This is a genomic window from Streptomyces sp. NPDC007917 (assembly GCF_042959105.1).
In the GTDB taxonomy this organism is placed as follows: Bacteria; Actinomycetota; Actinomycetes; order Streptomycetales; family Streptomycetaceae; genus Streptomyces.
Genome location: NZ_JBIBKK010000001.1, coordinates 462,152 through 485,800 on the forward strand (window position 1 = coordinate 462,152; position 23,649 = coordinate 485,800).

The 23,649-nt window shown below is 70.7% G+C and carries 22 protein-coding genes; 5 read left to right on the top strand and 17 right to left on the bottom strand.

Going from position 1 to position 23,649, the window contains the following annotated elements; all coding sequences use genetic code 11:
* Positions 1-68: 68 nt before the first annotated feature.
* The 4 genes from ACFZDL_RS01990 to ACFZDL_RS02005 all read right to left on the bottom strand — a co-directional run bounded on the left by ACFZDL_RS01990 (position 69) and on the right by ACFZDL_RS02005 (position 6,131).
* Complete coding sequence (locus tag ACFZDL_RS01990; RefSeq protein WP_353591040.1) at positions 69-467, bottom strand: hypothetical protein; 399 nt, start codon at positions 465-467, stop codon at positions 69-71.
* Between the two features lie 111 nt (positions 468-578).
* Complete coding sequence (locus ACFZDL_RS01995; protein WP_353591039.1) at positions 579-752, bottom strand: hypothetical protein; 174 nt, start codon at positions 750-752, stop codon at positions 579-581.
* Between the two features lie 25 nt (positions 753-777).
* The gene (locus tag ACFZDL_RS02000) at positions 778-1,359 is read right to left on the bottom strand and encodes a hypothetical protein (protein ID WP_353591038.1); all 582 of its coding nucleotides are present in this window, start codon (positions 1,357-1,359) and stop codon (positions 778-780) included.
* Positions 1,360-1,403: 44 nt separating this feature from the next.
* Positions 1,404-6,131 carry a putative T7SS-secreted protein gene (locus ACFZDL_RS02005; RefSeq protein ID WP_353591037.1) on the bottom strand — a complete coding sequence of 1,576 codons (4,728 nt, stop codon included), beginning with the start codon at positions 6,129-6,131 and terminating at the stop codon, positions 1,404-1,406.
* Between the two features lie 321 nt (positions 6,132-6,452).
* Here ACFZDL_RS02005 and ACFZDL_RS02010 point away from each other — a divergent pair, with 321 nt between their 5' ends.
* From ACFZDL_RS02010 to ACFZDL_RS02020, 3 genes are read left to right on the top strand one after another with little or no spacing between them, the layout of a single operon-like run.
* Positions 6,453-6,938, top strand: coding sequence for a hypothetical protein (locus tag ACFZDL_RS02010; RefSeq protein WP_353591036.1), 486 nt, complete (start codon positions 6,453-6,455; stop codon positions 6,936-6,938).
* An 8-nt stretch (positions 6,939-6,946) separates the two neighbouring features.
* A complete protein-coding gene (locus tag ACFZDL_RS02015; protein ID WP_353591035.1) occupies positions 6,947-8,701 on the top strand; it encodes an alpha/beta hydrolase in 1,755 nt (584 codons plus the stop codon).
* A gap of 15 nt (positions 8,702-8,716) precedes the next feature.
* Entirely contained in the window at positions 8,717-9,202 is a 486-nt protein-coding gene (locus ACFZDL_RS02020) for a hypothetical protein (protein ID WP_353591034.1), read from the top strand.
* On the opposite strand, the gene ACFZDL_RS02025 is transcribed toward ACFZDL_RS02020, so the two are convergent.
* Positions 9,203-10,456, bottom strand: a complete 1,254-nt coding sequence (locus ACFZDL_RS02025; RefSeq protein ID WP_353591033.1) for a transposase — start codon at positions 10,454-10,456, stop codon at positions 9,203-9,205. It lies immediately after the preceding gene.
* Between the two features lie 346 nt (positions 10,457-10,802).
* Here ACFZDL_RS02025 and ACFZDL_RS02030 point away from each other — a divergent pair, with 346 nt between their 5' ends.
* Positions 10,803-11,009: a hypothetical protein gene (locus ACFZDL_RS02030; RefSeq protein ID WP_353591032.1), complete on the top strand. Its 207-nt coding sequence runs from the start codon at positions 10,803-10,805 to the stop codon at positions 11,007-11,009.
* A gap of 7 nt (positions 11,010-11,016) precedes the next feature.
* Here ACFZDL_RS02030 and ACFZDL_RS02035 read toward each other — a convergent pair whose 3' ends face one another.
* Complete coding sequence (locus tag ACFZDL_RS02035) at positions 11,017-12,198, bottom strand: MFS transporter (RefSeq protein ID WP_353591031.1); 1,182 nt, start codon at positions 12,196-12,198, stop codon at positions 11,017-11,019.
* Positions 12,199-12,262: 64 nt separating this feature from the next.
* Here ACFZDL_RS02035 and ACFZDL_RS02040 point away from each other — a divergent pair, with 64 nt between their 5' ends.
* Positions 12,263-12,661 (top strand): MerR family transcriptional regulator, encoded by a 399-nt coding sequence (locus ACFZDL_RS02040; protein ID WP_353591030.1) that lies wholly within the window; start codon positions 12,263-12,265, stop codon positions 12,659-12,661.
* Between the two features lie 9 nt (positions 12,662-12,670).
* Here the strand turns inward: ACFZDL_RS02040 and ACFZDL_RS02045 are convergent, their stop codons facing one another.
* From ACFZDL_RS02045 to ACFZDL_RS02095, 11 genes are all read right to left on the bottom strand, one after another.
* A complete protein-coding gene (locus tag ACFZDL_RS02045; protein ID WP_353591029.1) occupies positions 12,671-14,089 on the bottom strand; it encodes an NAD(P)/FAD-dependent oxidoreductase in 1,419 nt (472 codons plus the stop codon).
* A gap of 16 nt (positions 14,090-14,105) precedes the next feature.
* On the bottom strand, positions 14,106-14,399 hold the full coding sequence (locus ACFZDL_RS02050; protein WP_353591028.1) for a (2Fe-2S)-binding protein: 294 nt from the start codon (positions 14,397-14,399) through the stop codon (positions 14,106-14,108).
* 19 nt (positions 14,400-14,418) lie between these two features.
* Positions 14,419-15,633, bottom strand: coding sequence for an FAD-binding oxidoreductase (locus tag ACFZDL_RS02055; RefSeq protein ID WP_353591027.1), 1,215 nt, complete (start codon positions 15,631-15,633; stop codon positions 14,419-14,421).
* Positions 15,630-16,319, bottom strand: a complete 690-nt coding sequence (locus tag ACFZDL_RS02060; protein ID WP_353591026.1) for a GntR family transcriptional regulator — start codon at positions 16,317-16,319, stop codon at positions 15,630-15,632. Before ACFZDL_RS02060 ends, ACFZDL_RS02055 begins: the two co-directional genes overlap by 4 nt.
* 15 nt (positions 16,320-16,334) lie before the next feature.
* Positions 16,335-17,336 (bottom strand): proline racemase family protein, encoded by a 1,002-nt coding sequence (locus ACFZDL_RS02065; RefSeq protein WP_353591025.1) that lies wholly within the window; start codon positions 17,334-17,336, stop codon positions 16,335-16,337.
* Positions 17,333-18,241, bottom strand: a complete 909-nt coding sequence (locus tag ACFZDL_RS02070; RefSeq protein ID WP_353591024.1) for a dihydrodipicolinate synthase family protein — start codon at positions 18,239-18,241, stop codon at positions 17,333-17,335. Before ACFZDL_RS02070 ends, ACFZDL_RS02065 begins: the two co-directional genes overlap by 4 nt.
* Positions 18,242-18,355: 114 nt before the next feature.
* Positions 18,356-19,873 (bottom strand): aminopeptidase P family protein, encoded by a 1,518-nt coding sequence (locus tag ACFZDL_RS02075; RefSeq protein WP_353591023.1) that lies wholly within the window; start codon positions 19,871-19,873, stop codon positions 18,356-18,358.
* On the bottom strand, positions 19,870-20,766 hold the full coding sequence (locus ACFZDL_RS02080; protein WP_353591022.1) for an ATP-binding cassette domain-containing protein: 897 nt from the start codon (positions 20,764-20,766) through the stop codon (positions 19,870-19,872). Before ACFZDL_RS02080 ends, ACFZDL_RS02075 begins: the two co-directional genes overlap by 4 nt.
* A complete protein-coding gene (locus tag ACFZDL_RS02085) occupies positions 20,763-21,692 on the bottom strand; it encodes an ABC transporter ATP-binding protein (RefSeq protein WP_353591021.1) in 930 nt (309 codons plus the stop codon). The genes ACFZDL_RS02080 and ACFZDL_RS02085 overlap by 4 nt, the downstream gene beginning before the upstream one ends.
* A complete protein-coding gene (locus ACFZDL_RS02090; protein ID WP_353591020.1) occupies positions 21,689-22,684 on the bottom strand; it encodes an ABC transporter permease in 996 nt (331 codons plus the stop codon). The genes ACFZDL_RS02085 and ACFZDL_RS02090 overlap by 4 nt, the downstream gene beginning before the upstream one ends.
* Positions 22,684-23,646: an ABC transporter permease gene (locus ACFZDL_RS02095; protein WP_353591019.1), complete on the bottom strand. Its 963-nt coding sequence runs from the start codon at positions 23,644-23,646 to the stop codon at positions 22,684-22,686. The genes ACFZDL_RS02090 and ACFZDL_RS02095 overlap by 1 nt, the downstream gene beginning before the upstream one ends.
* Positions 23,647-23,649 lie beyond the last annotated feature (3 nt).

A 23,649-nucleotide genomic window follows, 5' to 3' on the forward strand; every position in this document is an offset into this window, starting at 1 on the left:
TCGGGGGCGTGTCGCGATCAGTGCGTGGGGTCGGTCCCGGATGGACCCCGAGCCCAGTGGCTGCCGACTCATGCCCTCCTGGACTTGCGAGGCTTGGCCCACACGCCGTGTGGCCGGTTTCGTTTCCGGGCTAGCGTGGCCGCGTCGAATTCGGCCTTGGTTGTGACTGTTCGTGGTCCGGGTTCCAGCACAGCCGTGGTCGATCGCCATGGGACGGCGGAGGCCCAGCCGACGAGGGGCATGGTCTCGTTGTCGTGGGGGGCGAACCGCGCGGTGATGATGGCCGCCATCCGGTAGTTCAGGTCTCGTACGTGCTGGGTGAACGCCTTGGGAAGCAGGGCGTGGTGCGTTTCCACGTAGTGCGGGAAGTCCTGGCGCCAGAGCCAGGTGCCGTCGGTGACCAGCGACGAGCAGCCCAGGGAGTGGCGGTGCGCGCTGCCGGTGATGACGTCGTGGCCCGCTTCCACGACGTCGATGCTCCCTCGACGGCTCGCCTCTCCGATCCCCGATTCTGCTCGCGCCACCTCGTCAGTCCGTGAACCCCGACGGCTGGCGCGCGCCGCGCCGGGCCGGGCCGATCAGCCGCCGGTGCCGCGCGGCGCCAGCCCCTCCGTGACCAGTGTCAGCAGCCGCTCCATCTCGGCCGCGCCGTTGGGGTGGTGTTCCGAGATCGCCGCCGTGCTCTCCCGCGCCGGCGGAACCGAGTTGGCCGCGCCGGACATGAGCGTGGAGGAGGCCATCGCGGCGGGCATGAGGAGCTCAACGCCGTGGTGCGCGTTATCGTCCCGACGTATGGTCCAGCCAGCGTGTGATGGCCTCTCGCGTCTCCTGCGGAATCGAGCTGCTTTCGGTCATGTGCGCCCCCATCTCGCGCAGGGACCTGATGTGGTGCGGATTCCGCAGGCAGACAAAATCCGTCCACTTCTGTCCCTGCGACCCTCGAACAATGACATCGCCGTCGAGCGACAGCATCACGAACTCGGGGTGACCCCATCCGCACCCCGTCACGTGGGCCGCGGCGCCGGCTCCCGCAAGGTCCCATTCAGCTCGCAGCGCCACCCGTGCCCACCATGAGGCGCCGTGTTCCGGTTCCCTTCCGGCGACAGCGAGCAGGAACTCCGGGTTCTGTCTCTGGAACAGCCCCTGGTCCGCGGCCAGCATGTACCACTCGTGGTTGACCCTCTCACGGAAGTCCGGCGCGTCGGATTCCACACTGGCGGCCCACTCCTTTCCCTCCGCCGCCGTCGAATTCGCGAAGGCTGCCAGGCGCGGCGGAATGAGCGGGGTGGACGGATCCACCGGGCCCAGGTATGTCAAGCCCGCTGCGGCCAACCCTTCTGCCAGTTCTGCTTCCTGCATGAAATCCTCTGAGGTGCTGATCACGGGTAGGGGCGGGCGTAGGGCTAGCCGGCCGGCGGCCTCTTCGCCCAGGGGTAGGGAATGATCTGATCGTAGTTGTGTGAGCCGTCCTTGCGCCTGCCGAGGTAGGCGATATTGCCGTCATCATCGACCATGACGCGCAACTGGCTGGAAGGATTCCCGTTGTCGTAGATGGGCGAGTCCACCCATCGATGCCCGGCACGGACGTTCCCGTGGTTCTGGTAGAAGTCGAGCTCTTCGGCTCCCTTCGGACCGGTCACACGTTGCGGGTAGTTGGGGTTGTTCATGAGATCGTTCACCAGGTCGTGGACGTCCTGCGGAGTTTCGAGCCACGCCTTGCGGTCGGCGTTCCCCGCCACACGCCGTTCGATCGCTTCCGGCGAATAGTTCTCGTCCGGAACCCAGGTGCTCGGAGGGGGCTCGCCCTCGGGATACTCCGGCGCGAGACCCAGGGGGTCGGCCCAGGTGTGGGGGTTGTGGACGTAGGTGGCGGGGTTGGGAGCTGGGGTGAGGCCGAGGGGGTCGGGGGTGAGGTAGCGGGCGGTGGTGGGGTCGTAGTAGCGGTGGTGGTTGTAGTGGAGGCCGGTTTCCGGGTCGTAGTACTGGCCGGGGAAACGGAGAGGGGTGTAGCCGGTGCTGGTGGCCGCCCAGGTGGTGGTGCCCCACAGGGTGGTGCGGGTCCGCCAGGCGATGTCGCCTGATCCGTCCACGAGTTCCGTGGGGGTGCCGACCAGGTCGGTGACGATGGCGAAGAATCGCTGGTCGATCTCGCGCTGGGTGGTGGTGTCGGTGATGCGTTCGGTCTGGGCCACGGGGTGGAGGCCCCGGTGGTCCCAGGTGAGGGTGATGGGGTGGGGGAGGTCGACCGTGGTGGTGGTCTGTTCGACCAGGGTGGCGCCGTCCCAGGTGAAGTCGGTCTGCTCGGCGACCGTTTCACCGTCCGCGGCCAAGCGCTGTTTGGCGATGCGGCGGCCGAAGGGGTCGTAGAGGTAGCGCCACACCGTGCCGTCAGGGGTGGTGACGGAGGTCAGGCGGTCCTGGGCGTCCCAGGTGTAGCGCCAGGTGTCGGGCCTCTTCGACAGGCGGGTCTTCTGGCGCAGGGTGAGGCGGCCCGCGTCGTCGTACTCGTAACGGACGTTGCCCGCACGGGTGATCCGCGTGCCGGTGTAGGCGCGTGTGCCGGTCGCTTCGGCGCCGGGGTGCCGGTCCGGCCAGGATGCCTGGGTCTGGTTGCCCGCCTCGTCGTACGCGTAGCTCTCGATCCAGCCCTTCGCCCGGACCGTGGTGACCCGGCCTGCCGCGTCGAGATCGAAGGTGCGGCGGCCGGTGCGCAGGTCGTCGATGGCGGTGAGGTAGCCGTCCGCGCGGTAGGTGTACGCGCGGTGCTGGAGTGTGTCGGCGGTCGGGCCCGTCAGGGTTTGGCCGGTGAGACGTCCGGCGGGGTCCCAGATCTGAGTCAGGGAGAGGGTGCTGCCAAATCGGCGGGATGTCTCGCGGCCCGCGGCGTCGTGCTCGAATTCGAGCACGTGGCCGGAGGCGGTCAGGGCGGTGCGGTTGCCCGCCGCGTCGTAGGTGTAGGTGGTGGTGGCGCCACTGGGGGTGGTGCGGCGGGTACGGCGGCCCAGGGCGTCGTACCGGTGTGTCATCACCCGGCCGGCCACGAACTCGGACTTCACCCGGCCCATCCGGTCCCGCTGGAAGACGATCTCCGCGTCGGGGCCGACAGCGGCGATCAGCCGCCCGGCCGTGTCATGGCGGTAGGTGGTGGCTTGGCCGTCGACGTCCTTGGTGACCACGCGTCCGAGCACATCGCGCTCCAGAGCGATACGCCGGCCCAGTGGTGTGGTCCGCGCGATGAGCTGCCCGGCCGCGTCGTACTCGTAGTGGATGGTGCGGTCGTCGAAGTCGGTCTCCGTGATCAGTCGGCCCGCCGGGTCGTACTCATAGGTCCAGGTGAGTCCGTGCGGGTTGATGACCTTGGTCAGGCGCAGCTCGGCGTCGTGCTCGAACGCATAGCCAGCCCCGTCCGGGCCGGTCTGCGCGACGAGGAGGTCGAAGTGGGTGTATTCGTACGAGGTCACCCCGCCCGCCGCGTCGACATGGTTCGTGCAGTTGCCCTCGCCGTCGTACGTCCACGACTCCTTAGCCCCGTCGGGGCCGAGCCGGCGCAGCAGCTTGCCCTCGACCGACCACGTCAGACGAGTCGTCGCGCCGAGCGGGTCGACGATGGCGACCGGGCGGCCGAAGGCGTCACGCCGGTAGACGGTGACCGCGCCGAGGGGGTCGGTGATCTCGAGTGGCAGACCAGCCGGGTCGCAGCGCACTCGGGTCGTCTCGCCCAGGGCGTTGGTGATCGAGGTCAGCCGGCCGAAGTCGTCGTAGGTGTAGCGGGTGGTGGCCCCGGTGGGGTCGGTCTCGGCGACGCGGTTGCCGCGCTCGTCGTATTCGTGCGTCCAGGTCGTCCCGTCCGCCCCGGTCATCGCCGTGGGCAGGCCCAGAGGGCCGTAGACGGCGCTCGACTCCTTGCCGTCGGGGCGGGTGAGGCGCACCCGATGGCCCGACTCGTCGTACCGGCACTCGCTCCGGCGGCCGAGGGCATCGGTGCGGGCCAGTACCCGGCCATACCGGTCGTACTCGGTCCGGGTGTACGTGCCCAGTTGGTCGATGACGCCGACGACCTGGCAGGCGTCGTTGATCAGGTACTTGGCGCTGTGGCCGGAGGCCGTGGTGACGGTGGTGATCCGGTGGCCGGTGCGCTGGTCGACGCCGTGGTAGTCCAGCCGGATGGAGACATGGCCTTCGGTGCCGCCCTCGGCGATGCAGCGGTGGCGGTTGTCGTAGACGTAGTCGTAGCGGCGGTCGTTGGTGTCGGTCCAGGAGATGACGCGGCGTTCGTCGTCGTACTCGAACCGTAACGGCAGTCCGGAGGAGTTGATGACCTCGGTGAGATTGCCGTCGGCGTAGCCGTAGCGGACGATCTCCTGGTCCGAGCCGTCGGGTGCCGCGCCCGCCAGGTGGAGGGCGGTGATCCGGCCGTCCGCGGTGGTCAGCTTCAGGTGGTAGCCGGCCGAGTGCACGATCGCGGTCGGGGTGCCGTCGAGGGCGTAGTGGAAGCTGATCCGGTTGCCGTTGCGGTCGCGGATCTCCTCGATGGGCGCGATGCCATCGGGCCCGTCCTGGAGCGCGGTGAAGGAGTACGTACGGCCGGTGTCGACATCGGTGACCGTGTAGGCGTCCCCGTCGGCCGTGCGCTCCAGCGGCCAGCGCGCCGCCCCCGCCCTGGGCAGCGTGGGGAGGTCAGGCGCCGGATGGGGGTAGTCCAGCAGCCGTCCGTCCTCGCAGACGAACACCACGCCCTCCGGCCCGATCTCCAGGTGCTGGTCGGCCGTACTCGACCAGGACGGCCCGAACCACCGCCCCGCCCGGTACCCCGACTCCACCCGCCGGTGGAACGCCAGCGGCAGCACACCCGGCAGCACCACATCCGTCTGCGGCAGGAACATCCGACCGGTCGCGAAGTCGATCGGGTCCGACCCCTTGGTCGCCTTTCCGCCGTCGGTCCTGGCCCGCTCCGCCGGCCCCGCCTCGTCCAGGAGGCCACGGCCGGGCGGCTTGATCTCCGCCGCGCGCCTGCCGAGAGTCGCGGCCTTCTTGATGCCGCCGAGGCCCTTGGTGCCGATCAGTTCGGGCACCAGGCGGCCAAGGCCCTCCCCCGGGTCCTTCTGGAAGGTGTCCCACATGTTGCCCAACGTCCCCCACGGGTCGTTGGCCACCCGCACCAGACCCGCGGCCGTGCTGTTGAGACTGGTCACGTACTCGGCCGGATGCGTGATGTTGTACGGGTCCAGCGGATTGATCTGCCGCGCGAAGCTGACGATGCCCGCGGTCCCCTTGACGATGCCGCCGACGAAATGCGACGCGTCCAGGTTCAGCCCGTTCACGCCGTCCATCAGCTGCCTGCCGTACGACGGCTTCTGCGGCGCCTTGTCACGCGCCGTCTCCACCGCCGACTTCGCCGTCGTATGTGCCTCGTTCCGCTGCCGCCGCGCCTCCTTCAGAATGTCCTGCGCGGCAGTGATGTCCGACGTGCCCGGGTCGTGGAACTCCCCCGGCTTCTCCGGCAGCGTCGACTTGTCACGCTCGTCAGCGGGCTTGGCGTTGTACGCGTCCACCGCCGTGTTGTACGCGGACACCTTGTCGTTGTGCGCCGTCCGCGCGTCGTCCGACGCCTTCTTGCCCTTCTTGTAGCGGGCGATGGCGTCCTCGGCCTGCTTCTGCGCCCACTCCACCGTCCCCGCGAAGCTGTCCAGCGCCCCGGCCGCCTTCTCGCACGCGTCCGCCGCCGTGAACCACTTCTTCGGCTCGACCGACACGCTCTCCCGGAACGCGTCCGCCGCCTGCCCCTTGAGATGGCCGGCGTCCAGCCCCTGCAGCCCCTTGCCCACGTCGTTGAACGCCGTCTGGAAGTCCCTCAGATGCCCCGCCGTGGAGCGCAGCTTGTCGGGACTGCCGTGCACCAGCTTCTTCGGGTCCTCGGTCTCCCCCAGCTGCATCTCGTCGACGTCCGCGCCCAGCGCGTTCGCCGCCGAGTCGGTCTTGTCCCGGACCCAGTCCGCACCGCTCTCCCAGCCGACGTCATCCAGCCGGTCCGCGGTCCAGTCCCCCGCGTCGTCGATGAATTCACCGACATCCTCGACACGGTCCTCGACCCAGTCCTCCACCGAGTCCGGAATGAAATCCCCAAGACCCATGAGCGCTTATCCCCCGATCAGCGGCCGTTCGAGCAACGTGCTGTCGCGCCCTGCCCGGTCCCACCCGCACGGCTAGCGACCTTTGACACCATAGGTTCACTCAACGCCACAATCAGCCGGCGGAACGGTGCTGTTGCAAACCCCGTACAAACCAGACCGGTCCGCGTCGGTGGTCGTGGGTGCGGTGGTCGTCGACGGCGGCCGGCCGCCTCGCCAGGATCTCCACGGCCCGGCTCTCGACAAGTTCCCTTCCGTTATTGCGCTCTGTTACCTTCCTTGTTCTGCCATGAAGAACATGGTGCACGGGTGGAGGAAGGCAGTATGGGGGACACAGGACTGTCTGAGCGTTGGCAGGCGTATTACGACGCGGCGGGCGGAACGGATACCGGCGGCAAAGACGTCCAAACCAGGCTGGCCAGTGCGGATGGGGATAAAGAGGGCGGCAAGGGCGGCTCCGGTGGCAATCTGAAATCGTCGAAGGGGCCGTGGAATACCGCGTCGAACGCCCTGGACGATCTGCGCCGGAATGCCACGACCGCGCTGGGCGACCTCAAGCACGGCCAAGAGGGCGCGGGGGTCGCCAGCAAGGGCGTCGAGGGGCTGGAGAGCACGTCCATGCAGCAGCGGGTCTTCAACTCCTGGGAGGCCCGGCTGACCGTCCTGCGCGATGAATGCGGCGAACTCATGGGGAAGCTGCAGAAGGCGGGCAAGGACCTCGCCAATCAGGACGACGCGATAGAGGCGCTGTTCAAGGCGCAGGATACGAGGCCGATACCCCCGCCGGGCGGCCCGTCCGGGAGCTGGTGACCCGCGTCATGGTGACTTTCGCGCAGTTGAAGGCGGTCGACCCCGCGCAGTTCGAGCAGGCGGCGGACGGCTGGCACAAGGTGAGCAGCAATGCCAGTGCGGCCAAGGACCGGCTGGACAATGAGATCAACGCGAAGCTCCGCGGGGGTCTGAAGGGCCAGGGAGTCGGCGCGGCGCTGGGCCGGCTGGAGCGGCTGAGCGAGAACTTCCACTACATGCAGGTGGAGTGCGCGCTGATCCTGACGGCGTTGAACGGGCTGGCCGGGGAGTTGCGGGCGGCGAAGAAGAAGCTGGACAACGCCGTCCAGGACGCGCAGGACGCGGGGATGACCGTCAAGGAAGACGGTTCGGTCGAGTACAAGCCCCCGGTGGTGCTGCTCCCGGGCCAGGAGTACGAGCAGCCCGGAAACGGCCGCACCCCGTTCGTCACGACGACGCCCAAGGAGCAGGCCCAGGGGTTCGCGGACCGGATCGGTGACGCGCTCAAGGACGCGACGGAGGCGGACGGCAAGTACGCCAAAACGCTGGGGAAGCTGATCACGACGGCCGATCTGTCGGTCACCAAGGACGACTGGACCGACGCCGAAAAGGACCGGGGAGACGTCAAGAAGACGGTCGGCGACTATCTGCGCGACGTTCCCAAGGACAAGTCCCCCAAGGACAACGCGGCCTGGTGGAAAAGCCTCAGCAAAGAGCAGCAGGCGGAGTACATCTCCCTTTATCCGGCGAGCGTGGGCAAGCTGGACGGCCTTCCCGCCGAGGACCGCGACGAGGCCAACCGTATCTGGTTCAACGAGCAGCGGGCGAAGTACCAGACCGAGCTGGCCAATCTGCCGCCCGAGCCGAAGCCCAAGTACATCCTGGCCGGACGGTCCATGGTCCTCAATCGGGAATGGACCAAGTGGGACGAGCACAAGAAGCATTTGGAGTCCTCCCTCAACGGTATGAAACGCATTCAGATGCGTTTCGATGACACGGGGAAGGTCGACGCCTTCGACAACACCCGGCCCTCCGGGTACAAGCCGACCGGCGACGGTCTGCCGCCCGCGTATCTGCTGGATTTCGACCCCGAGAAGAACGGCCGCGCGATCATCGCGAACGGCAACCCGGACACGGCCGATCACACCGCCGTCATGGTCGGCGGCACCAACGGCACGCTCGGCGGCATCAACAAACCCGTCATCGCGGGCACCAACCTCTGGCAGGCCGCCAGCGCGATGCCGGGCGAGCCCAAGGTGTCGACCATCACCTGGCACGGGTACGACGCGCCGCAGAGCTTCTTCCCGGAAGCCATGAAGGACAAGTACGCCGACGAGGCAGGGCCGGATCTCAATCAGTTCCTGTCGGGGCTGCACACCGCCCACGACCCGTCGGCCAATGACCACCTGTCGGTGCAGGCGCAGAGCTACGGCACCGTGGTGGTGGGCTCCGCCGCCCGCCAGGGCACCCTGGAGGCGGACGATGTGATGCTCAGCGGCAGCCCTGGCGTCCAGGTCGGGCGGGCCAAGGATCTGGACGTGCCCGAGGGGCATGTGTGGAACCAGAAGGCAGAGGGTGACTGGGTGCCCAAGTGGGGCGCGCCCACCCATGGCCACCACGAAGGTCTGACGCAGTTCATCACCCCCAAAGACCCCATCTTCGGCGCCAACCAGATGGCCACCGACACCCATGGGCACGGGAACTACTGGCTGGCCGGTTCTGAGAGCCTGGAGAACCAGGCGAGAGTCGTGGTGGGACGCTACGACGAGGTCCACTTGAAGTAGCGGGAGTGGTGTTCGATGTCCGACCCCGACGAGTTCGGTCTCGGCTACGCCCCCGAGGTGCGGGAGGTCTCCGTGCCCCGGGAGGAGGCCAGGCGGCTCTCCAGCGAGCTGTACGACCTGCTGCGGGTGAAGGGGAAGACGACCGCACCCGGCCCGGGCGTGGATGTGTGCGGCGACCTGGACCCCGAGACGTTCTACGTCATCCGCCATCTGTGGTCGGTGTACGGCGTGCCGGCCGGGGACCTCGAGGCCGCCTGGCAGGGCCTCAGGGAGGATCTTCCCCGGCACGGCTGGGAGATCGTCCACGAGGGCCGGGAGCCGACCGTCGCCCAGTCCCCCTACATGATGGTCGACTCCACCCGGAAGAAGTTCACCGTGAAAGCCACCTTGCTGATCCCGACCGAAAGGGACGCCCGGAGGAGCGGCGCGGAGCCGGGGATCATGTTCCACCTGGTGTCCGCCTGCTTCCGGGTCCCGGACGGCACCACGGTGGACGAGTAGTCAACTACCCGGGACTGAAGTTCCCGGGCTTGCACAACGGGCATCACTGGCGGTGATGCTGCGTTTGCGTCCAGCCCTACCCTTGGGTTTCGGGGGTGGGGCGGGGACCGTTGACTGGGCCCCGCGTCGCCACAACTGCCGCGCGCGGACGCGGACGTTGCGGGAGCCGTTCCGGTCCGCGTGATCAACGAATCCGCAGGACCGGCATGCGAACCAGGCTTGGCTCACCCGGTTCGCCTTGTCGATGTGGCCGCATTCGGCGCAGGTGCGGGAGGTGTACGCCGGATCGACGTGCACCACCCGCACTCCGGCCTTGCGGGCCTTGTATGCGATGAAGCTGCCCAGCTGGGCGAAGGCCCAGGAGTGCACGGTGGCCCGTTGGGGCTTACCAAGCCGTACCCGCTCACGGATGCCCGTCAAATCTTCCAAGGCGATCCCGCGACCGGTGCGTTCTGCCACGGCCACCAAATGCTTCGCGATCTTGTGATTGATGTCTCTGGCCCGCCGGGCCTCCTTGCGGCGCCGCCTCTTCAGCCGGCGCCTGGCCGACGGGGTGTTCTTCCTCTGCAGCTTGGTGCGCAGCTTGCGCTCGCGGGCCCGGGTGCGGTTGAGGCAGCGCCCGGCCAGGATCTCGCCGTCGGAGGTGGTGGCGATGTTGACGATGCCCAGGTCGATACCCAAGAAGTCCGCCGGTTCGGTGTTCGGCGGCTGTTCTGGCACCTCGCAGGTCGCCATGAGGAACCACATGCCGTCCCGGCGCACCAGGTCCGACTCGCCCCTGCGGTGCAGAGCCAGGGTGGCGAGCTGTTCAACGGAGGCGGTGAACGCCACGTCCTTGATGCGGCCGGTCAGTGTCCAGATCGAGACCCGCCGCTGGGCGGTCTGCCAGGACAGCATCCGGTCGTCGTACGGCTGGGCACCCTCCGGGCGGAAGGTGATCGGCTTCCCGGTGGCCTTGCGGTAGCGCTTCGAACCTGGCCTGCCGAGGTTCCCGGCCCTCAAGTTCGCCTTCAAAGTGGCGTACGCATCGCACGCCTTCTTTACGACATGCTGGGCGGCCTGCGCCCCGAGCCCCCACCGGGCACGGATCTGCGCATAGGCGAGCTTGCGCAGCGCGAAATTCCGGCTGACGCCGCGTTCGTATGCGAGCGAACTGACCCAGGTGGCCGCCTCGTTGCAGGCGGTCAGGGTCGCCTCCAGGGCCGACGCCTGCTCGGGCGTCGGCAGGAGCTTCACTTGGACCACCAGCTTCATGACCGCGACCCTACGTGCGTCAGGCGTACAAACATTTCGGTTCCGTACACCAGTCACCTGCACGAGCGACCCAATCACTCACACGTTCGCCCTCACCGGTTCCGCCTGACTGCGATGCGGGTGCTCCGCACCCAGCAGACGCTGAACCTTCGCATGGGCACGTTGATGGCCCCGGCCGCCCGGCGACCGGGACCGCCGACTCCGTGGCGTACCGGGCATCATGGACGCCATGACCTCTCCGGCCCCGGACGCCTGGATCACCATCGCGTCCTACGAGAACCTGCCCGGCTGTCCGCGGCCCCCGGCGGCCGCTCGCGCTTGACTGCGCGACCGCGGCATCGACTGGATGCCCCTCGCGCCGGATGAGATCCGCTGCGATGTGATGTGCGGCGTCGGGCCCGACGGCCGTCGGCGCGGCTGGATCCACATCCAGGCCCACCCCGACGCGCTGCGACGCCTCGGGCTGCACCCCGACCAGCCGACCGCGGCGGTCGTGGGACCGTCCCCGCCCGGCTGGTGGCATGCCGCCGCGGAGCGCCACGCTCAGAAGTAGGCACCCCTCACGTCGTACGCGCCCGCTGTGCGGGGAAGCCGTGGGCGCGGGCGGCGATCACCACGGCCAGTACGGGCGCCAGGAGCGCCAGAACGCTCCAGGGGAAGGCGCCGGTGCCGGCGAGGTCGAGGAGGATGCCGCCGACGACTCCGCCGCCGGCCATGGCCGCGTTCCACAGGGTGACGAGCATGGCCTGCGCGGAGTCCGCCGCCTCGCCTCCCGCGTCGGCCACGGCGGTCTGCAGCAGCGTGGGGACGCCGCCCCAGCCCAGGCCCCACAGCGTCGCCGCGAGGTAGACCAGGGCGCGGCTGTCGGCCGGGGCCGCGAGGACGGCGGCCGCGGCGGCGAACAGGATGGTGGCGGCGATGGTCAGGGCCCGCAGCCGGCGGTCGATCCGGGCGCCGACGATCCAGATGCTGACCATGGAGGCGGCGCCGAAGACCAGCAGGACGAGATCGGTGGAGCCGCCCATGTCCAGCCCGTCGAGGAAGGTGGCGATGTAGGTGTAGAGGATGGTGTGGGCCAGCACATAGACCAGCGTGACGAACAGGACCGGTGCCACGCCGGGGACGGTCAGGGCCCGCAGGATCGGGGTGCGGCCGTCCCGCCGCTGCCCGGGGTGGTCGGGTACCAGCGCGGCGATCCACCCGATCAGGGCGGCGGCGAGCGCGGTGATGAGGGAGAACGTCACCCGCCAGCCGAGCACTTCGCCGAGGTAGGTGCCCGCGGGCACCCCCAGCGACAGGGCGATCGGTATGCCGGTCATCACCACCGCGACCGCCTTGCCCTGCAGCGGGACGGGCGCCATACGGCGGGCGTATCCGGCCAGCAGCGCCCAGGCCAGCCCGGCGGCGACCCCGGCGACGAACCGGGCGGCCATGGTCAGGGGATAGCTCGCCGAGGCCGCGGTGACGGTGTTGGCGACGGCGAAGCCTGCCATCGCCGCCAGCAGCAGCCGCTTGCGGCGCCAGCCCGCGGTGGCCGCGGACAGCGGGATCGCGGTGAGCGCGGTCCCGATCGCGTAGATGGTCACCGACTGCCCCATCGCGGATTCGCCGACCCCCAGGTCGGCGCCCATCGCGGGCAGTACGCCCGCGGGCAGCGTCTCGGTCAGGCTGGTGATGAAGACGGCGGTGGCCAGCGCCAGCAGCGCGGGCAGGGGAAGTTTCTGTGTGGTGTCGTTGCGCACGCCGCGTATGCTCGAACCATCACATTGATGTGAAGGTCAAGCGACGGTGTTTGAGGGGGAGCACATGCGCATCGGAGAGCTGTCGGAACGCACCGGCACGCCCCGCCGGCTGCTGCGCTACTACGAGGAGCAGGGGCTCATCGCCGCGGCCCGCTGCGCGAACGGCTACCGCGACTACGACGAGCGCTTCGTGGACCGGGTCCTGCAGATCAGGGGGCTGCTCGACGCCGGGCTGCCGACCCGGATCATCAAACAGATCCTCCCCTGTCTCGACAAGCCCCGGGTCATCCACTTCTCGGACGCGACACCGGAGATGATCGCCACGCTGGAGCACGAACGCGACCGGATGACCGAGCGCATCGGCTGTCTGGTGCGCAACCGGGACGCCATCGCCGAGTACTTGGAGACGGTGCTCAGCAACGACCGCGCGCGGGCCGCCACCCGGCAGGCGTCAGACGGTTGAGCGCGCGCGTCAGGGCTCCTCGCCCAGGGCGGCGATCTCGCCGAGCGTCACCGGGGTGGCCAGCGGTCGGCGGGCCAGCGGAAGGAGGGCGTCCGCGCTGGGCGCGCCGGATGATCCGCCCGTGAGCGCCGCCGCCACCTGGGCGGTCGCGAAGCCGCACACCCGGCCCTGGCACATCCCCATACCGGGCCGGGCCAGCATCTTCAGCGTCCGTGGGTCCCGCGCGCCGAGTTCGCGGGCCGCGTGGCACAGCTCGCCGTAGGTCACCTCCTCGCAGCGGCAGATGAGCGTGGACCCGTCGAGCCAGTCGGTCCAGCCCGGTGGCACCGGAGTGGCGGTGTGCAGGGCGGCGGCGAAGCGCCGGCCCCTGCGGATCGCGCGCTGGAGCCGGCGCACCCGCCCCTCGTCGACGGCCCGTCCCAGGTCGGCCGCCGCGGCGAGCCCGCTCAGACGGCCCTCGCGGACGGCGAGCACGGCGCCGCCGACCCCGGTGGCCTCCCCCGCCAGATAGACGCCGGGCACATCGGCCCGCTGCCGGGCGTCGACCACGGCGACCAGCGAGCCGTCGGTGTCCAGCCGGGTGCGCGCGCCGACCATCAGCGGCAGCTCCAGCGACGGGGTGAACCCCCAGCCCAGCGCGACCAGATCGGCGTCCACCTCGATCCGCACCCCGTCGCGCGGGCGTCCGTCGCGATCCAGCGGTGCGATCCGGACGGACCGCGCCCGGTCCTCGCCGCGGATCTCGGTGACGGCGGTCCTGGTGCGGTACGGGATGCCGTGCCGGGCGAGGAGCGCGGCGTACTGGGCGCCCTCGACCGCCTTGGCCGGTTCCCGGAGCGCGCCGCCCGGGTCGCGCAGCCAGCCGCGGAGCGGATTGGCCTCGCAGACCATGACGATCTCGGCGCCCGCCGCGGCGAGACCGGTGGCCACCGGCAGCAGGAAGGGTCCCGTCCCCGCCACCACGGCCCGCCGCCCGGCCAGGGTGCCGCTCCCCTTGAGCAGGGCCTGCACCCCGCCGGCCGCCATGACGCCGGGCAGATCCCAGCCGGGCACCGGGAGCTGGCGGTCGTACGCGCCGGGGCAGAGGATCAGCGAGCGCGCGGTCAACGTCCTGGTCCCGGGCCCGCGGCCGTCGTGCGTGGGCCGCAGGTGGAGGGTGAACCGGTCGGTGTCACGGGCGATGAGCCACACCTGGTGTCCGAAGAGGGTACGGGTCCGCGTACGGGCCAGGCCCGCGCGCAGGGCGGCGAACGTGCGGCGGCCGTGCTGACCTCGTACGGGTCCCTCGTCGTGCGGACCGTGCCGCCAGTACTGGCCGCCGGGCCGCTCGCCGGCGTCCACCAGGGCCACGGTCAGCCCGGCCGCCGCCGCCTCGACCGCGGCCGCCATCCCCGCCGGACCGGCGCCGACCACCGCCACATCTGCCACTGCCTCTGCCGTTACGTCACCGTTCCCGCGCATCGGCGTCCCTCCCCGTACGTCCGGACTCCAGCCGCATGCCGTCGGCCGCAGGCACCAGACAGGCCCGCTGGCCGGGGCGGCCGTCGACGGTGATCAGGCAGTCGTAACAGACGCCGATCCCGCAGAACAGCCCGCGCGGCCTGCCCTCCCCGCGGGTGGTGCGCCAGGCGACCACCCCGGCCGCGACCAGCGCCGCCCCGACGCTCTGGCCCGGCCGGGCGTGGATGGTCCGCCCGTCGAAGGACAGGTCGAAGGGCTGTGCTGTCTCAGGGGGCATCGGGTCAGGGGGCATCGGGTCAGGGGGCATCGGGGCTCACCTCGTCGCCGGGCAGGGCTCGCTCGAATCGTTCGGGCGAGAAGGGGGTCAGGTCCAGGCCGGTCGGGCGGTCCGTCAGCGCCTGCGCGAGCAGCTTGCCGGTGCCCACCGACAGGCCCACCCCGGCGCCTTCGTGGCCGCAGGCGTGCCAGAGCCCGGGGGCCCGCGGGTCGGGGCCGATCACCGGCAGGTGGTCGGGACAGTAGGGCCGGAAGCCCAGATAGCTGCGGATGGCCTGGACGGAGGCCAGGAAGGGGAAGAGCGCGATCGCGTTGCGGGCCAGGGCGGCGAGGAGGGACGGCGGGACCTCGCGGTCGAAGCCGACCCGTTCCCGGGACGAGCCGATCAGGACGGTGCCCGCGCGGGTGCCCTCGACGACGGGCGAGGTCTGCAGCGCCGCGTCCGAACTGGCCACGTCGCCCACGTACTCCGCCGCGTAGACCTTGTGCCGGATCATGACCGGCAGCGGCTGGGTGACCAGGACGCATCCCCTCCTGGGCAGCACCGGCACCCGCACCCCGGCCAGTTCGGCGACCGCGCCGGCCCAGGTGCCCGCGGCGTTGACCACGGCGGGCGCGCTGAGCGGGCCGCGGCTGGTGCGGACCCCGGTGATCCGCTCGCCGTCCCTGAGGAACCCGGTGACCTCGGTGTCCGTCCGTACCCGGGCGCCCGCCAGCCGCGCCATACGGAGCAGATGCGCCACCACCAGCATGGGCTGGACCTGCGCGTCCTGCGGGTAGTAGGCGCCACAGGCCGGCTCGGGCGACAGCTGGGGCTCGTAGTCGGGCAGTTCGTCCTTCGGTACGTCGACGGCCTCGATCCCCTGGGCGCGCTGCTCCAGGACGAGCCCCGCGAGCGCGTCCGCGCCGCCCGGGGTGGCGGCCACCACCAGGCCGCCCTTGGACTCGAACTCCCACAGACCGGCGTGTTCGGCCAGGTCCTCGCGCCAGACCCGCTGGGAGAACAGGGCCAGGTCGAGTTCGGGCCCGGCCTCCTTGTCGGAGACCAGCAGATTGCCCTCGCCGGCGCTGGAGGTGCCGCCGGCGAGCGGGCCGCGGTCGACGACGGTGACCCGGAGCCCGGCGCGGGCCGCGAAGTACGCGGCCGCCGCGCCGACCACCCCGGCCCCGATCACTACCAGGTCGGCGGTGTCGGCGCGGGCCGGCGGATCGCTCCGCGGAGCCGACCCGGTCATGTGCCGCCCGCCCAGATGCCCCGTACGTGTCCGATGTGGCGGTGCATGAACAGCTCGGCCGCCTCGGCGTTCCTGGACTCGACGAAGTCCAGCAGCTGGTGGTGTTCCGCCGCGGACTCCACGAGGGTGCCCTTGCTGACCAGGGGCGCCAGTCCCAGCAGCCGGGTCTGGGCGCGGAGGCTGGACACCACCTCCAGCAGCCGCCGGTTGCCGCCGTGCCCCAGCAGGGCGAGGTGGAAGACCCGGTCGGCCTCGACATAGCCGATGAGGTCACCCTTCTCGGCGGCCTCCACGATCCGCTGGGCCAGCTCGCGCAGGGCGGGGAAGGCCTCCGCGGGCACCAGCGGCACCACGGCCCGGACGGAGGGCGGCTCCACCAGCAGCCGCACCGCCGTCACCTCGTCCAGGTCCTGTTCGGAGACCTCGGTGATGAGGAAGCCCTTGTTGGGCTGCGCCACCACAAGACCCTCCTTGACCAGGTCGATCATCGCCTCGCGCACCGGGGTTGAGGACACCCCGAACTTGGCGGCCAGCGTCGGCGCGGAGTAGACCGTGCCGGGTGTCAGCTCTCCGGAGATGATCGCGGCGCGCAGGGCGTTTCTCACCCGGTCACGGAGGATTTCGCGCTTACCCACGGTGCGGAGGTGCGTCGTCGGCTCCTCCGTGACCGGCCGTTCGCCGTCCAACTGGGTTGCCTCTTTCTAAAGCAGGAATCCGGCCGGAAAGGGATCGTCCGGATCCAGGGTGAACTGGGCGGTGCCGGTGACCCATGCCCGCCCCGTGATGGTGGGCACCACGGCGGGTCGTCCGGCCACCTCAGTCTCCTCGATCAGCCGCCCGATGAAGCGCGTCCCGATGAAGGACTCGTTCACGAACTCCGCTCCCAGGGTCAGTTCGCCACGGGAGTGGAGCTGCGCCATGCGGGCGCTGGTGCCGGTGCCGCACGGCGAGCGGTCGAACCAGCCGGGGTGGATGCCCATGGCGTGCCGGGAGTGGGCGGCGGTCGAGCCGGGCGCCTTGAGATAGACGTGGTGGCAGCCGCGGATGTCGGGGCGCTCGGGGTGGACCGGCTCGTCCTGCTCGTTGATCGCGGCCATGATGGCCATGCTGGCCGCCAGCAGTTCGGCGCCGGCCTTCCGGTCGAACGGCAGGCCCAGCTCCGCCAGATCGACGATGGCGTAGAAGTTGCCGCCGAAGGCCATGTCGTAGCGGACCTTGCCGAGGCCGGGCACCTCGGCCGTACGGTCCAGGGCGTGGGCGAAGGAGACGACGTTCCGCAGGGTCACCGAGCGCGCCCGGCCGTCCTCCACCGCCACCTCGGCCGTCACCGGGCCGGCCGGGGTGTCCAGGCGGATCACGGTGACCGGCTCGCGCACCTCGACCATGCCGGTCTCCACCAGCACGGTGGCGACTCCGATGGTGCCGTGGCCGCACATCGGCAGCAGGCCGGTGACCTCGATGAACAGCACGCCCCAGTCGGCCTCGGGGGTGGTCGGCGGCTGCAGGATGGCGCCGCTCATCGCCGAGTGGCCGCGCGGCTCGTACATCAGCAGGGTGCGTACGTCGTCGCGGTTGGCCATGAACCACGAGCGGCGCTCGGCCATGGTCTCCCCCGGGATGACGCCCACACCGCCGACCACGACCCGGGTGGGCATGCCCTCCGTATGGGATTCGACGGTGTGGAAGACGCGGCTGGATCTCACTTGTATCCCTTGGCGACGGCGGCTTCGGTGTCCCGGACGACCCGCTCGGTGATCTCGGGCGGGAGCGGGGTGCGCGGCGGGCGGCAGGGGCCGCCGCGCAACCCGACGACGTCCATGGACAGCTTGATGGACTGGACGAACTCGGTCTTGGAGTCCCAGCGCAGCAGCGGGTGCAGATCGCGGTAGAGCGGCAGGGCCTTGGCGATGTCGGCGGGTTCGCCTGAGGTGGCGAGCCGGTAGAGCTCGACGCAGCTCTCCGGGAGGACGCCCGGGTAGCCGGCGATCCAGCCGACCGCCCCGGCCAGGCCCAGTTCGAGCAGTACGTCGTCGGCGCCGACGATCAGGTCGAGGCCGGGGGCGAGTTCGGCCAGCTCATAGGCGCGGCGGACGTCTCCGCTGAACTCCTTGACGGCGACGATCAGGCCCTCGCCGTGCAGTTCGGCCAGCAGCTCGGGGGTGAGATCGACCCTGGTGTCGTACGGGTTGTTGTAGGCGACGACCGGAAGGCCGACCGCGGCCGCCTCGCGGTAGTGCGCCACCACGCCCTCGCGGTCGGCGCGGTAGGTGTTGGGCGGCAGCAGCAGCACCGAGTCGGCGCCCGCCTCGGCCGCCTGCTCGGTCCATCGGCGGGTCTCCAGCGCGCCGTACGCGGACACGCCGGGCATCACGGTGTGGCCCTCGGGGGACGCCTCGACGGCGGTGCGCACCATGCGGGCGCGCTCCTCGTCGGTCAGGGTCTGGTATTCGCCGAGGGAGCCGTTGGGGCAGACGCCGTCGCAGCCGCCCGCGGCGAGGAAGCGGACGTGCTCCGCGTAGGCGTCGTAGTCGATGGAGAGGTCGCTGCGCAGTGGCAGCGGTGTCGCGACATGAACACCGCGCCAGGGTGTGTCGGGGCCAGCAGTCATGGTCCTCCTCCTTCGGAGCAGTGCAATGTTACATACGACTGGGAGTGCATACGAGGGGCGTCGGCTCGTTGCCGCCCCGGCCGACGGGCCGTCGGCCAGGGGCCCGGCCGACGGTCAGCGGGTCGTCATCCAGCGCTCCAGACCCGTCGCGTCGAGCGGCAGCGCCGAGGACAGCACCTGCGCGCCCTCCTCGGTGACCAGCACATCGTCCTCGATGCGCATCCCGATCCCGCGGAGCTCCGGCGGGAGGGTGCGGTCGTGCTCATGGAAGTACAGCCCGGGCTCCACGGTGAGCACCATGCCGGGCACCATCTTCGCCCCCTGGTAGGCCGCGTAGTCCGCCCGCGCGCAGTCGTGCACATCGAGCCCCAGGTGGTGGCCGATGCCGCAGACCAGATAGCGCCGGTGGTGCTGGCCCTGCGGGGACAGCGCCTCGTCGACGGAGACCGGCAGCAGCCCCCAGTCGGCCAGGCCCCGCGCCACCACCTCCATGGCGGCGGTGTGGAAGTCGGCGAAGTCCCGGCCCGGGCCGACGGCGGCCAGGCCCGCCCGGTGCGCCCGCTCCACCAGGTCGTGCACGGCGCGCTGGGCCGGGCTGAACCGGCCCGAGGCCGGGAAGGTGCGCGTCACATCGGCGGTGTAGTAGCTGTTCGTCTCCACACCCAGGTCCAGCAGCACCGCCTGGTCCTCGGCCACCGGGCCGTCGCACCGCACCCAGTGCAGCGTGGCCGCGTGCGCGCCGCTGCCCACGATGGACGCGTACCCGGGGCCGTTGCCGTAAGTGCGGGCGTAGCGGTCGAAGGTGCCCTGCAGCCAGCGCTCCCCGCCGCCGGCGATGGCCGCCGGGAACTCGCGCACCACGGCGCCGAACCCCTCCACGGTGCGGTCCACGGCCTGCCGCAGCTGACCGATTTCCCAAGCGTCCTTGACCATGCGCAGTTCGGACAGGGTACGGCCCAGATCGGCGGACGGGCCGAGGCCGTGGCGGTGTGCGGTGTCGGGGTCGAGCGCGCCGGTCAGCAGCGGCCCCGCGAGTGCGGCCAGCGTGGCGTCGAGTTCGTCGAGCGGGCGGACGGTAAGGCCCAGCGCCTCGCTCCACTCCTCAAGACCGGGTGAGCCGCCGACCCACAGCTCGCCGTACGCGGCGTCGGAGAAGAACGCCGGATTCCCGGGGCGGGCCGGGGCGGGCAGGTGGAGGGTCGCGTCATGGCCCCCCGGTACGGGGCGCATCACCAGCACGCCGTGCTCCACCGCGCACCCGGTCAGCCAGAAGAAGTCGCTGTCCGGGCGGAAGTCGTAGTTGGTGTCGTTGGAGCGCACCAGGGCCCGCCCGGCGGCCACCACGATCGGCGCTCCCGGGTGGGCGGCGCTGAGCCGCCCCCGGTGGTGTGCGGCGGCGTCCGCGGCTCCCGGCACGGTCCGGGCGCTGCGGTCGGGGGTGTCCCAGCCCTCCGCCATGTACGCCGTGAAGGAGGGCAGTTCGGCCAGCCGGGGCATGCGCGGGTCCGGCTGCGGCGGCCGCGGCGAGGACTGCGGTGCGGGCGGCGACACGGGGGCGGGGGCCTGTGCGGCGGGGGCGGGGGTGTCCGTGACCGTGGCGGTACCGGAGCGGGGGGACAGGTCGTCGGTCATGACAGCTCCTCGTGTGAGGCGGTGATGGACGCGTGCTCACCGGCGCCCTCGCGGCGCCGGCGGTCCCATTCCGGATCGATGCGGGGTATCGCGGCCAGCAGGGTGCGGGTGTACGGGTCCTGGGGGCGATCGAAGACCTCCGCGCAGGGGCCGGACTCCACGATGACACCCTGCTTCATGACCGCGATACGGTGCGATATCCGGCGCACCACGGCGAGGTCGTGGGCGATGAAGAGGTAGGAGAAGCCGCTCTCCCGCTGCAGGCGCAGCAGCAGGTCCATCACCTGCGCCTGCACCGACACATCGAGCGCGGAGACCGCCTCGTCGCAGATCACCAGCTTCGGGCCGACCGCGAGGGCGCGGGCGATACCGATCCGCTGGGCCTGTCCGCCGGAGAACTGCGCCGGGTAGCGGTGCAGATGGTCGGGGTTGAGGCCGACCCGTTCCATCAGCTCCCCGGCGAAGGCCCGCCGCCCTCCGGGGATGGGGAGCCCCTGGTAGACCAGGGGTGCGGTGAGGATGCGCTCCACGGTGTGGCGGGGGTTGAGGGAGGAGAAAGGGTCCTGGAACACGACCTGGACGTCGTTGCGGAAGCGGGCCAGTTCGGGCCCGCGGGCATGGGTGACGTCCCGTCCGGCGAACTCGAGGGTGCCGTCGGTGGGTTCCATCAGCTTCGCCACCAGGCGCGCGGTGGTGGACTTCCCGCTGCCGGACTCGCCCACCAGGGCCAGCGTCTCGTGCGCGAACACCTCGAAGCTGACCGATTCCACCGCGGTGAAATGCGACGTGCGCCCCAGCGGACCGCCCCCGGCCCGCGTCGTGAAGCGCTTGGTGAGGCCGCGGACGCGCAGCAGCGGCGGTACGTCGGCGTGGCTGCCTCGGCTGCCGGTCACCGGACCTCCTCCTGGGCCGGGGCGGGATCTGTTGGTCGGGTCGGTCGGGCCGTCGGTGACACGATGCCCGGCGCGGCGAGTTCGTCGTCGATGCGCGGGATGCTCTCCAGCAGCATCCGGGTGTAGGGGTGGCGCGGTGCGGAGAAGACCCGCTCGGTGTCGGCGTATTCGAGCTGTTCCCCCTCGCGCATCACCAGCACCCGCTGTGCGATCGTGGCGATCACCGCCAGGTCGTGGGTGATGAAGAGCATGCCGGTGCCGGTCTGCCGCTTCAGCTCGGCCAGCAGCTCGAGGATCTGGGACTGCACCGTGACGTCCAGCGCGGTGGTGGGCTCGTCCGCGATGAGCAGGGCGGGTTCGCAGATCAGCGCCATGGCGATCATGATGCGCTGACGCTGCCCGCCGGAGAACTGGTGCGGGTAGCGGTCGACCCGCTCGGCCGGGTCCGGGATGCCGACCCGGCCGAGTGCGTCGATGGCCATCGCTCGCGCCGCGCGGCGCGAGCCGCCGCGGTGGCACCGGTAGACCTCGGCGATCTGAAGGCCCACGGTGTAGTACGGGTTGAGCGAGGACAGCGGGTCCTGGAAGACCATGGACATCACGTTTCCGCGCAGCCGGCGCAGCTCCGCGTCCGGGCGGCCGAGCAGTTCGGTGCCGCGGAACCGGATGCTGCCGCTGGTGCGCGCGCCGCGTGGGAGCAGCCCCATGACGGCGAGCGCGGTCATGGACTTGCCGGAGCCCGACTCGCCGACGATGCCCACGGTTTCGTTGCGTCCCAGGGTGAAGGTGTTGTTCCGGACGACGTCCACCGGCCCGCGGGTGGTCGGGAAGGTCACGGTCAGCCCCTCGACCTCCAGCAGGTCCGCGGTCTCCTCCGGTCTGTCAGGCCCGGCCGGTGCGCCCCGCAGGGCTGGGGATTCGGTCATGACGCGGTGATCCTTACGCGCGGGTCCAGCGCGGTGTAGAGCAGGTCGACCACGACGTTGCCGATCACGACGAAGAACGCGGCCAGCAGCGTGACCGCCATGATCACCGGCTGGTCGTTCTTCGCGATCGCGTCCGAGGCCATCTTGCCCACGCCGTTGAGGCCGAAGACGGTTTCGGTGATGAGGGCGCCGCCGAGCAGGCCGGCGAAGTCCATCCCGAAGATGGTGACGATCGGGGTGAGCGCCGGACGCAGCGCGTGCCGGCGGAGTATCAGCACCGGTCCGAGCCCCTTGGCGCGGGCCGTGCGCATGAAGTTCTCGGCGAGGGTGTCGATGACGTTGGCCCGTGTCATCCGGGCGTAGAGACAGGCGTATCCGATGGCGAGCACGATCCACGGCATCAGATACGACTGGAACCAGGCCACCGGATCGTCGCCGAACGGGATCGCCGCGGGGAACGGCAGCACCTGCAACTTGACCACCAGCAGGTACTGGAGCGCCAGGGCGAGGACGTACGGGGGGATGCTGGAGCCGCCGAGCGCCAGCGCCATGGTGGAGCGGTCCCACCACGTGCCCTCCTTGACCCCGCTCAGCAGCCCGGCGACGACCCCGGCGAGCAGCCAGAGCACGGCCGCGCCGACGGCGACGGTGGCGCTCACCGGGAGCCGCTGCTGGACCATCTCCCACACCGACTGGCCGCTCTGGAAGCTGTAGCCGAGGCAGGGGGCGGGACAGTGGACCAGATTGGCGCCCGAGCCGTAGTCGCGGCCGGCCACGATGCCGCGCAGGAAGTCCCACAGCTGCTCGAAGAAGGGGCGGTCGAGGCCGAGGGACGTCCGGATCGTGTCGATGCGCTCCTGGGTGCAGGTCTTGCCGCAGATCATCACCGCGGGGTCGGGCGAGAGCTGGAAGAAGATGACGTAGGTGAACACGCAGACGGCCAGCAGGATGACCAGCACCCAGGAGAGCCGTCCGGCGACGTAGCGGAGCATCAGGAGGCCTCCCCCGCGTCCAGGGCGTGCCGCAGCCGGTCCCCCACCACGGTGAGGGCGAGCACGGTGCCGAAGAGGAAGGTCCCGGGGATCACGAAGTACATCGGGTCCACCTGGTACCAGCTGACCGAGCCCGCGATCATCTGCCCCCAGGACGCGGTCGGCGGGGTGACCCCGACGCCGAGGAAGGAGAGTCCGGCCTCGGTGCCGATGTATCCGGGCACGGTGAGCGTGGTCATCACGATGATCGTGCTGCGCAGATTGGGCAGGATCTCCGCGAAGATCAGCGCCCGGCTGCCCGCCCCGGAGGCCCGCGCGGCCTCGACGAACTCACGCCCCGTCAGGGTCATCGTCTGGCCGCGCACCACACGCGCCAGATACGGCCAGCCGAAGCCGCTCAACACGATCACCAGCAGCACCGGACGGTTGCCGGCCGGCAGCGCGGACAGCACCGCGATCATGAAGATCAGGGCCGGAAAGGCCATCAGGAAGTCCATCAGCCGGGAGATGACCTGGTCCACCCAGCGGCCGTAGAACCCGGCCAGCAGGCCGAGCACCACGCCGATCACGGTGGTCAGCAGGGTGGCGGAGACGGCGATCAGCAGCGAGATCCGGGCCCCGTAGACGATCCGGGCCAGGATGTCGCGGCCGTTCTGCGGTTCCACGCCCAGCCAGTGGTCGCCGCTGATGCCGCCGAGGGACCCCTTGGGCAGCCCGCCCAGGTCCTTGTCGACGGCCGCGCTGTCGAAGGTGTCCGGGCCGTGCCCGGACACCATGCTGATCAGCGGGGCGCACAGGGCCATCAGCACGAGCAGGGCGAGAAACGCGGTGCTGAGCACGGCCCCGATGTCGCGCCGCAGCTCGCGCAGGACACGTCGCCCGGTGCCCCCGGGTGGCGCGGCGCCGGCCGGGGTCGAGGGCAGTTGCGGCTGCGCCTCGTGGAGTGGGGTGGTGGTCGCCATGCC

Bases quoted from the DNA above. Each gene is read 5' to 3' on its own strand.
- ACFZDL_RS02030 (WP_353591032.1), top strand. From the start codon at position 10,803: ATGCCCCTCGCGCCGGATGAGATCCGCTGCGATGTGATGTGCGGCGTC.
- ACFZDL_RS02010 (WP_353591036.1), top strand. From the start codon at position 6,453: ATGGGGGACACAGGACTGTCTGAGCGTTGGCAGGCGTATTACGACGCG.
- ACFZDL_RS02095 (WP_353591019.1), bottom strand. From the start codon at position 23,646: ATGGCGACCACCACCCCACTCCACGAGGCGCAGCCGCAACTGCCCTCG.
- ACFZDL_RS02015 (WP_353591035.1), top strand. From the start codon at position 6,947: ATGGTGACTTTCGCGCAGTTGAAGGCGGTCGACCCCGCGCAGTTCGAG.
- ACFZDL_RS02000 (WP_353591038.1), bottom strand. From the start codon at position 1,359: ATGCAGGAAGCAGAACTGGCAGAAGGGTTGGCCGCAGCGGGCTTGACA.
- ACFZDL_RS01995 (WP_353591039.1), bottom strand. From the start codon at position 752: ATGCCCGCCGCGATGGCCTCCTCCACGCTCATGTCCGGCGCGGCCAAC.
- ACFZDL_RS02040 (WP_353591030.1), top strand. From the start codon at position 12,263: ATGCGCATCGGAGAGCTGTCGGAACGCACCGGCACGCCCCGCCGGCTG.
- ACFZDL_RS02020 (WP_353591034.1), top strand. From the start codon at position 8,717: ATGTCCGACCCCGACGAGTTCGGTCTCGGCTACGCCCCCGAGGTGCGG.
- ACFZDL_RS02075 (WP_353591023.1), bottom strand. From the start codon at position 19,873: ATGACCGACGACCTGTCCCCCCGCTCCGGTACCGCCACGGTCACGGAC.
- ACFZDL_RS02025 (WP_353591033.1), bottom strand. From the start codon at position 10,456: ATGAAGCTGGTGGTCCAAGTGAAGCTCCTGCCGACGCCCGAGCAGGCG.
- ACFZDL_RS02085 (WP_353591021.1), bottom strand. From the start codon at position 21,692: ATGACCGAATCCCCAGCCCTGCGGGGCGCACCGGCCGGGCCTGACAGA.
- ACFZDL_RS02005 (WP_353591037.1), bottom strand. From the start codon at position 6,131: ATGGGTCTTGGGGATTTCATTCCGGACTCGGTGGAGGACTGGGTCGAG.
- ACFZDL_RS02070 (WP_353591024.1), bottom strand. From the start codon at position 18,241: ATGACTGCTGGCCCCGACACACCCTGGCGCGGTGTTCATGTCGCGACA.
- ACFZDL_RS02050 (WP_353591028.1), bottom strand. From the start codon at position 14,399: ATGCCCCCTGAGACAGCACAGCCCTTCGACCTGTCCTTCGACGGGCGG.
- ACFZDL_RS02090 (WP_353591020.1), bottom strand. From the start codon at position 22,684: ATGCTCCGCTACGTCGCCGGACGGCTCTCCTGGGTGCTGGTCATCCTG.
- ACFZDL_RS02055 (WP_353591027.1), bottom strand. From the start codon at position 15,633: ATGACCGGGTCGGCTCCGCGGAGCGATCCGCCGGCCCGCGCCGACACC.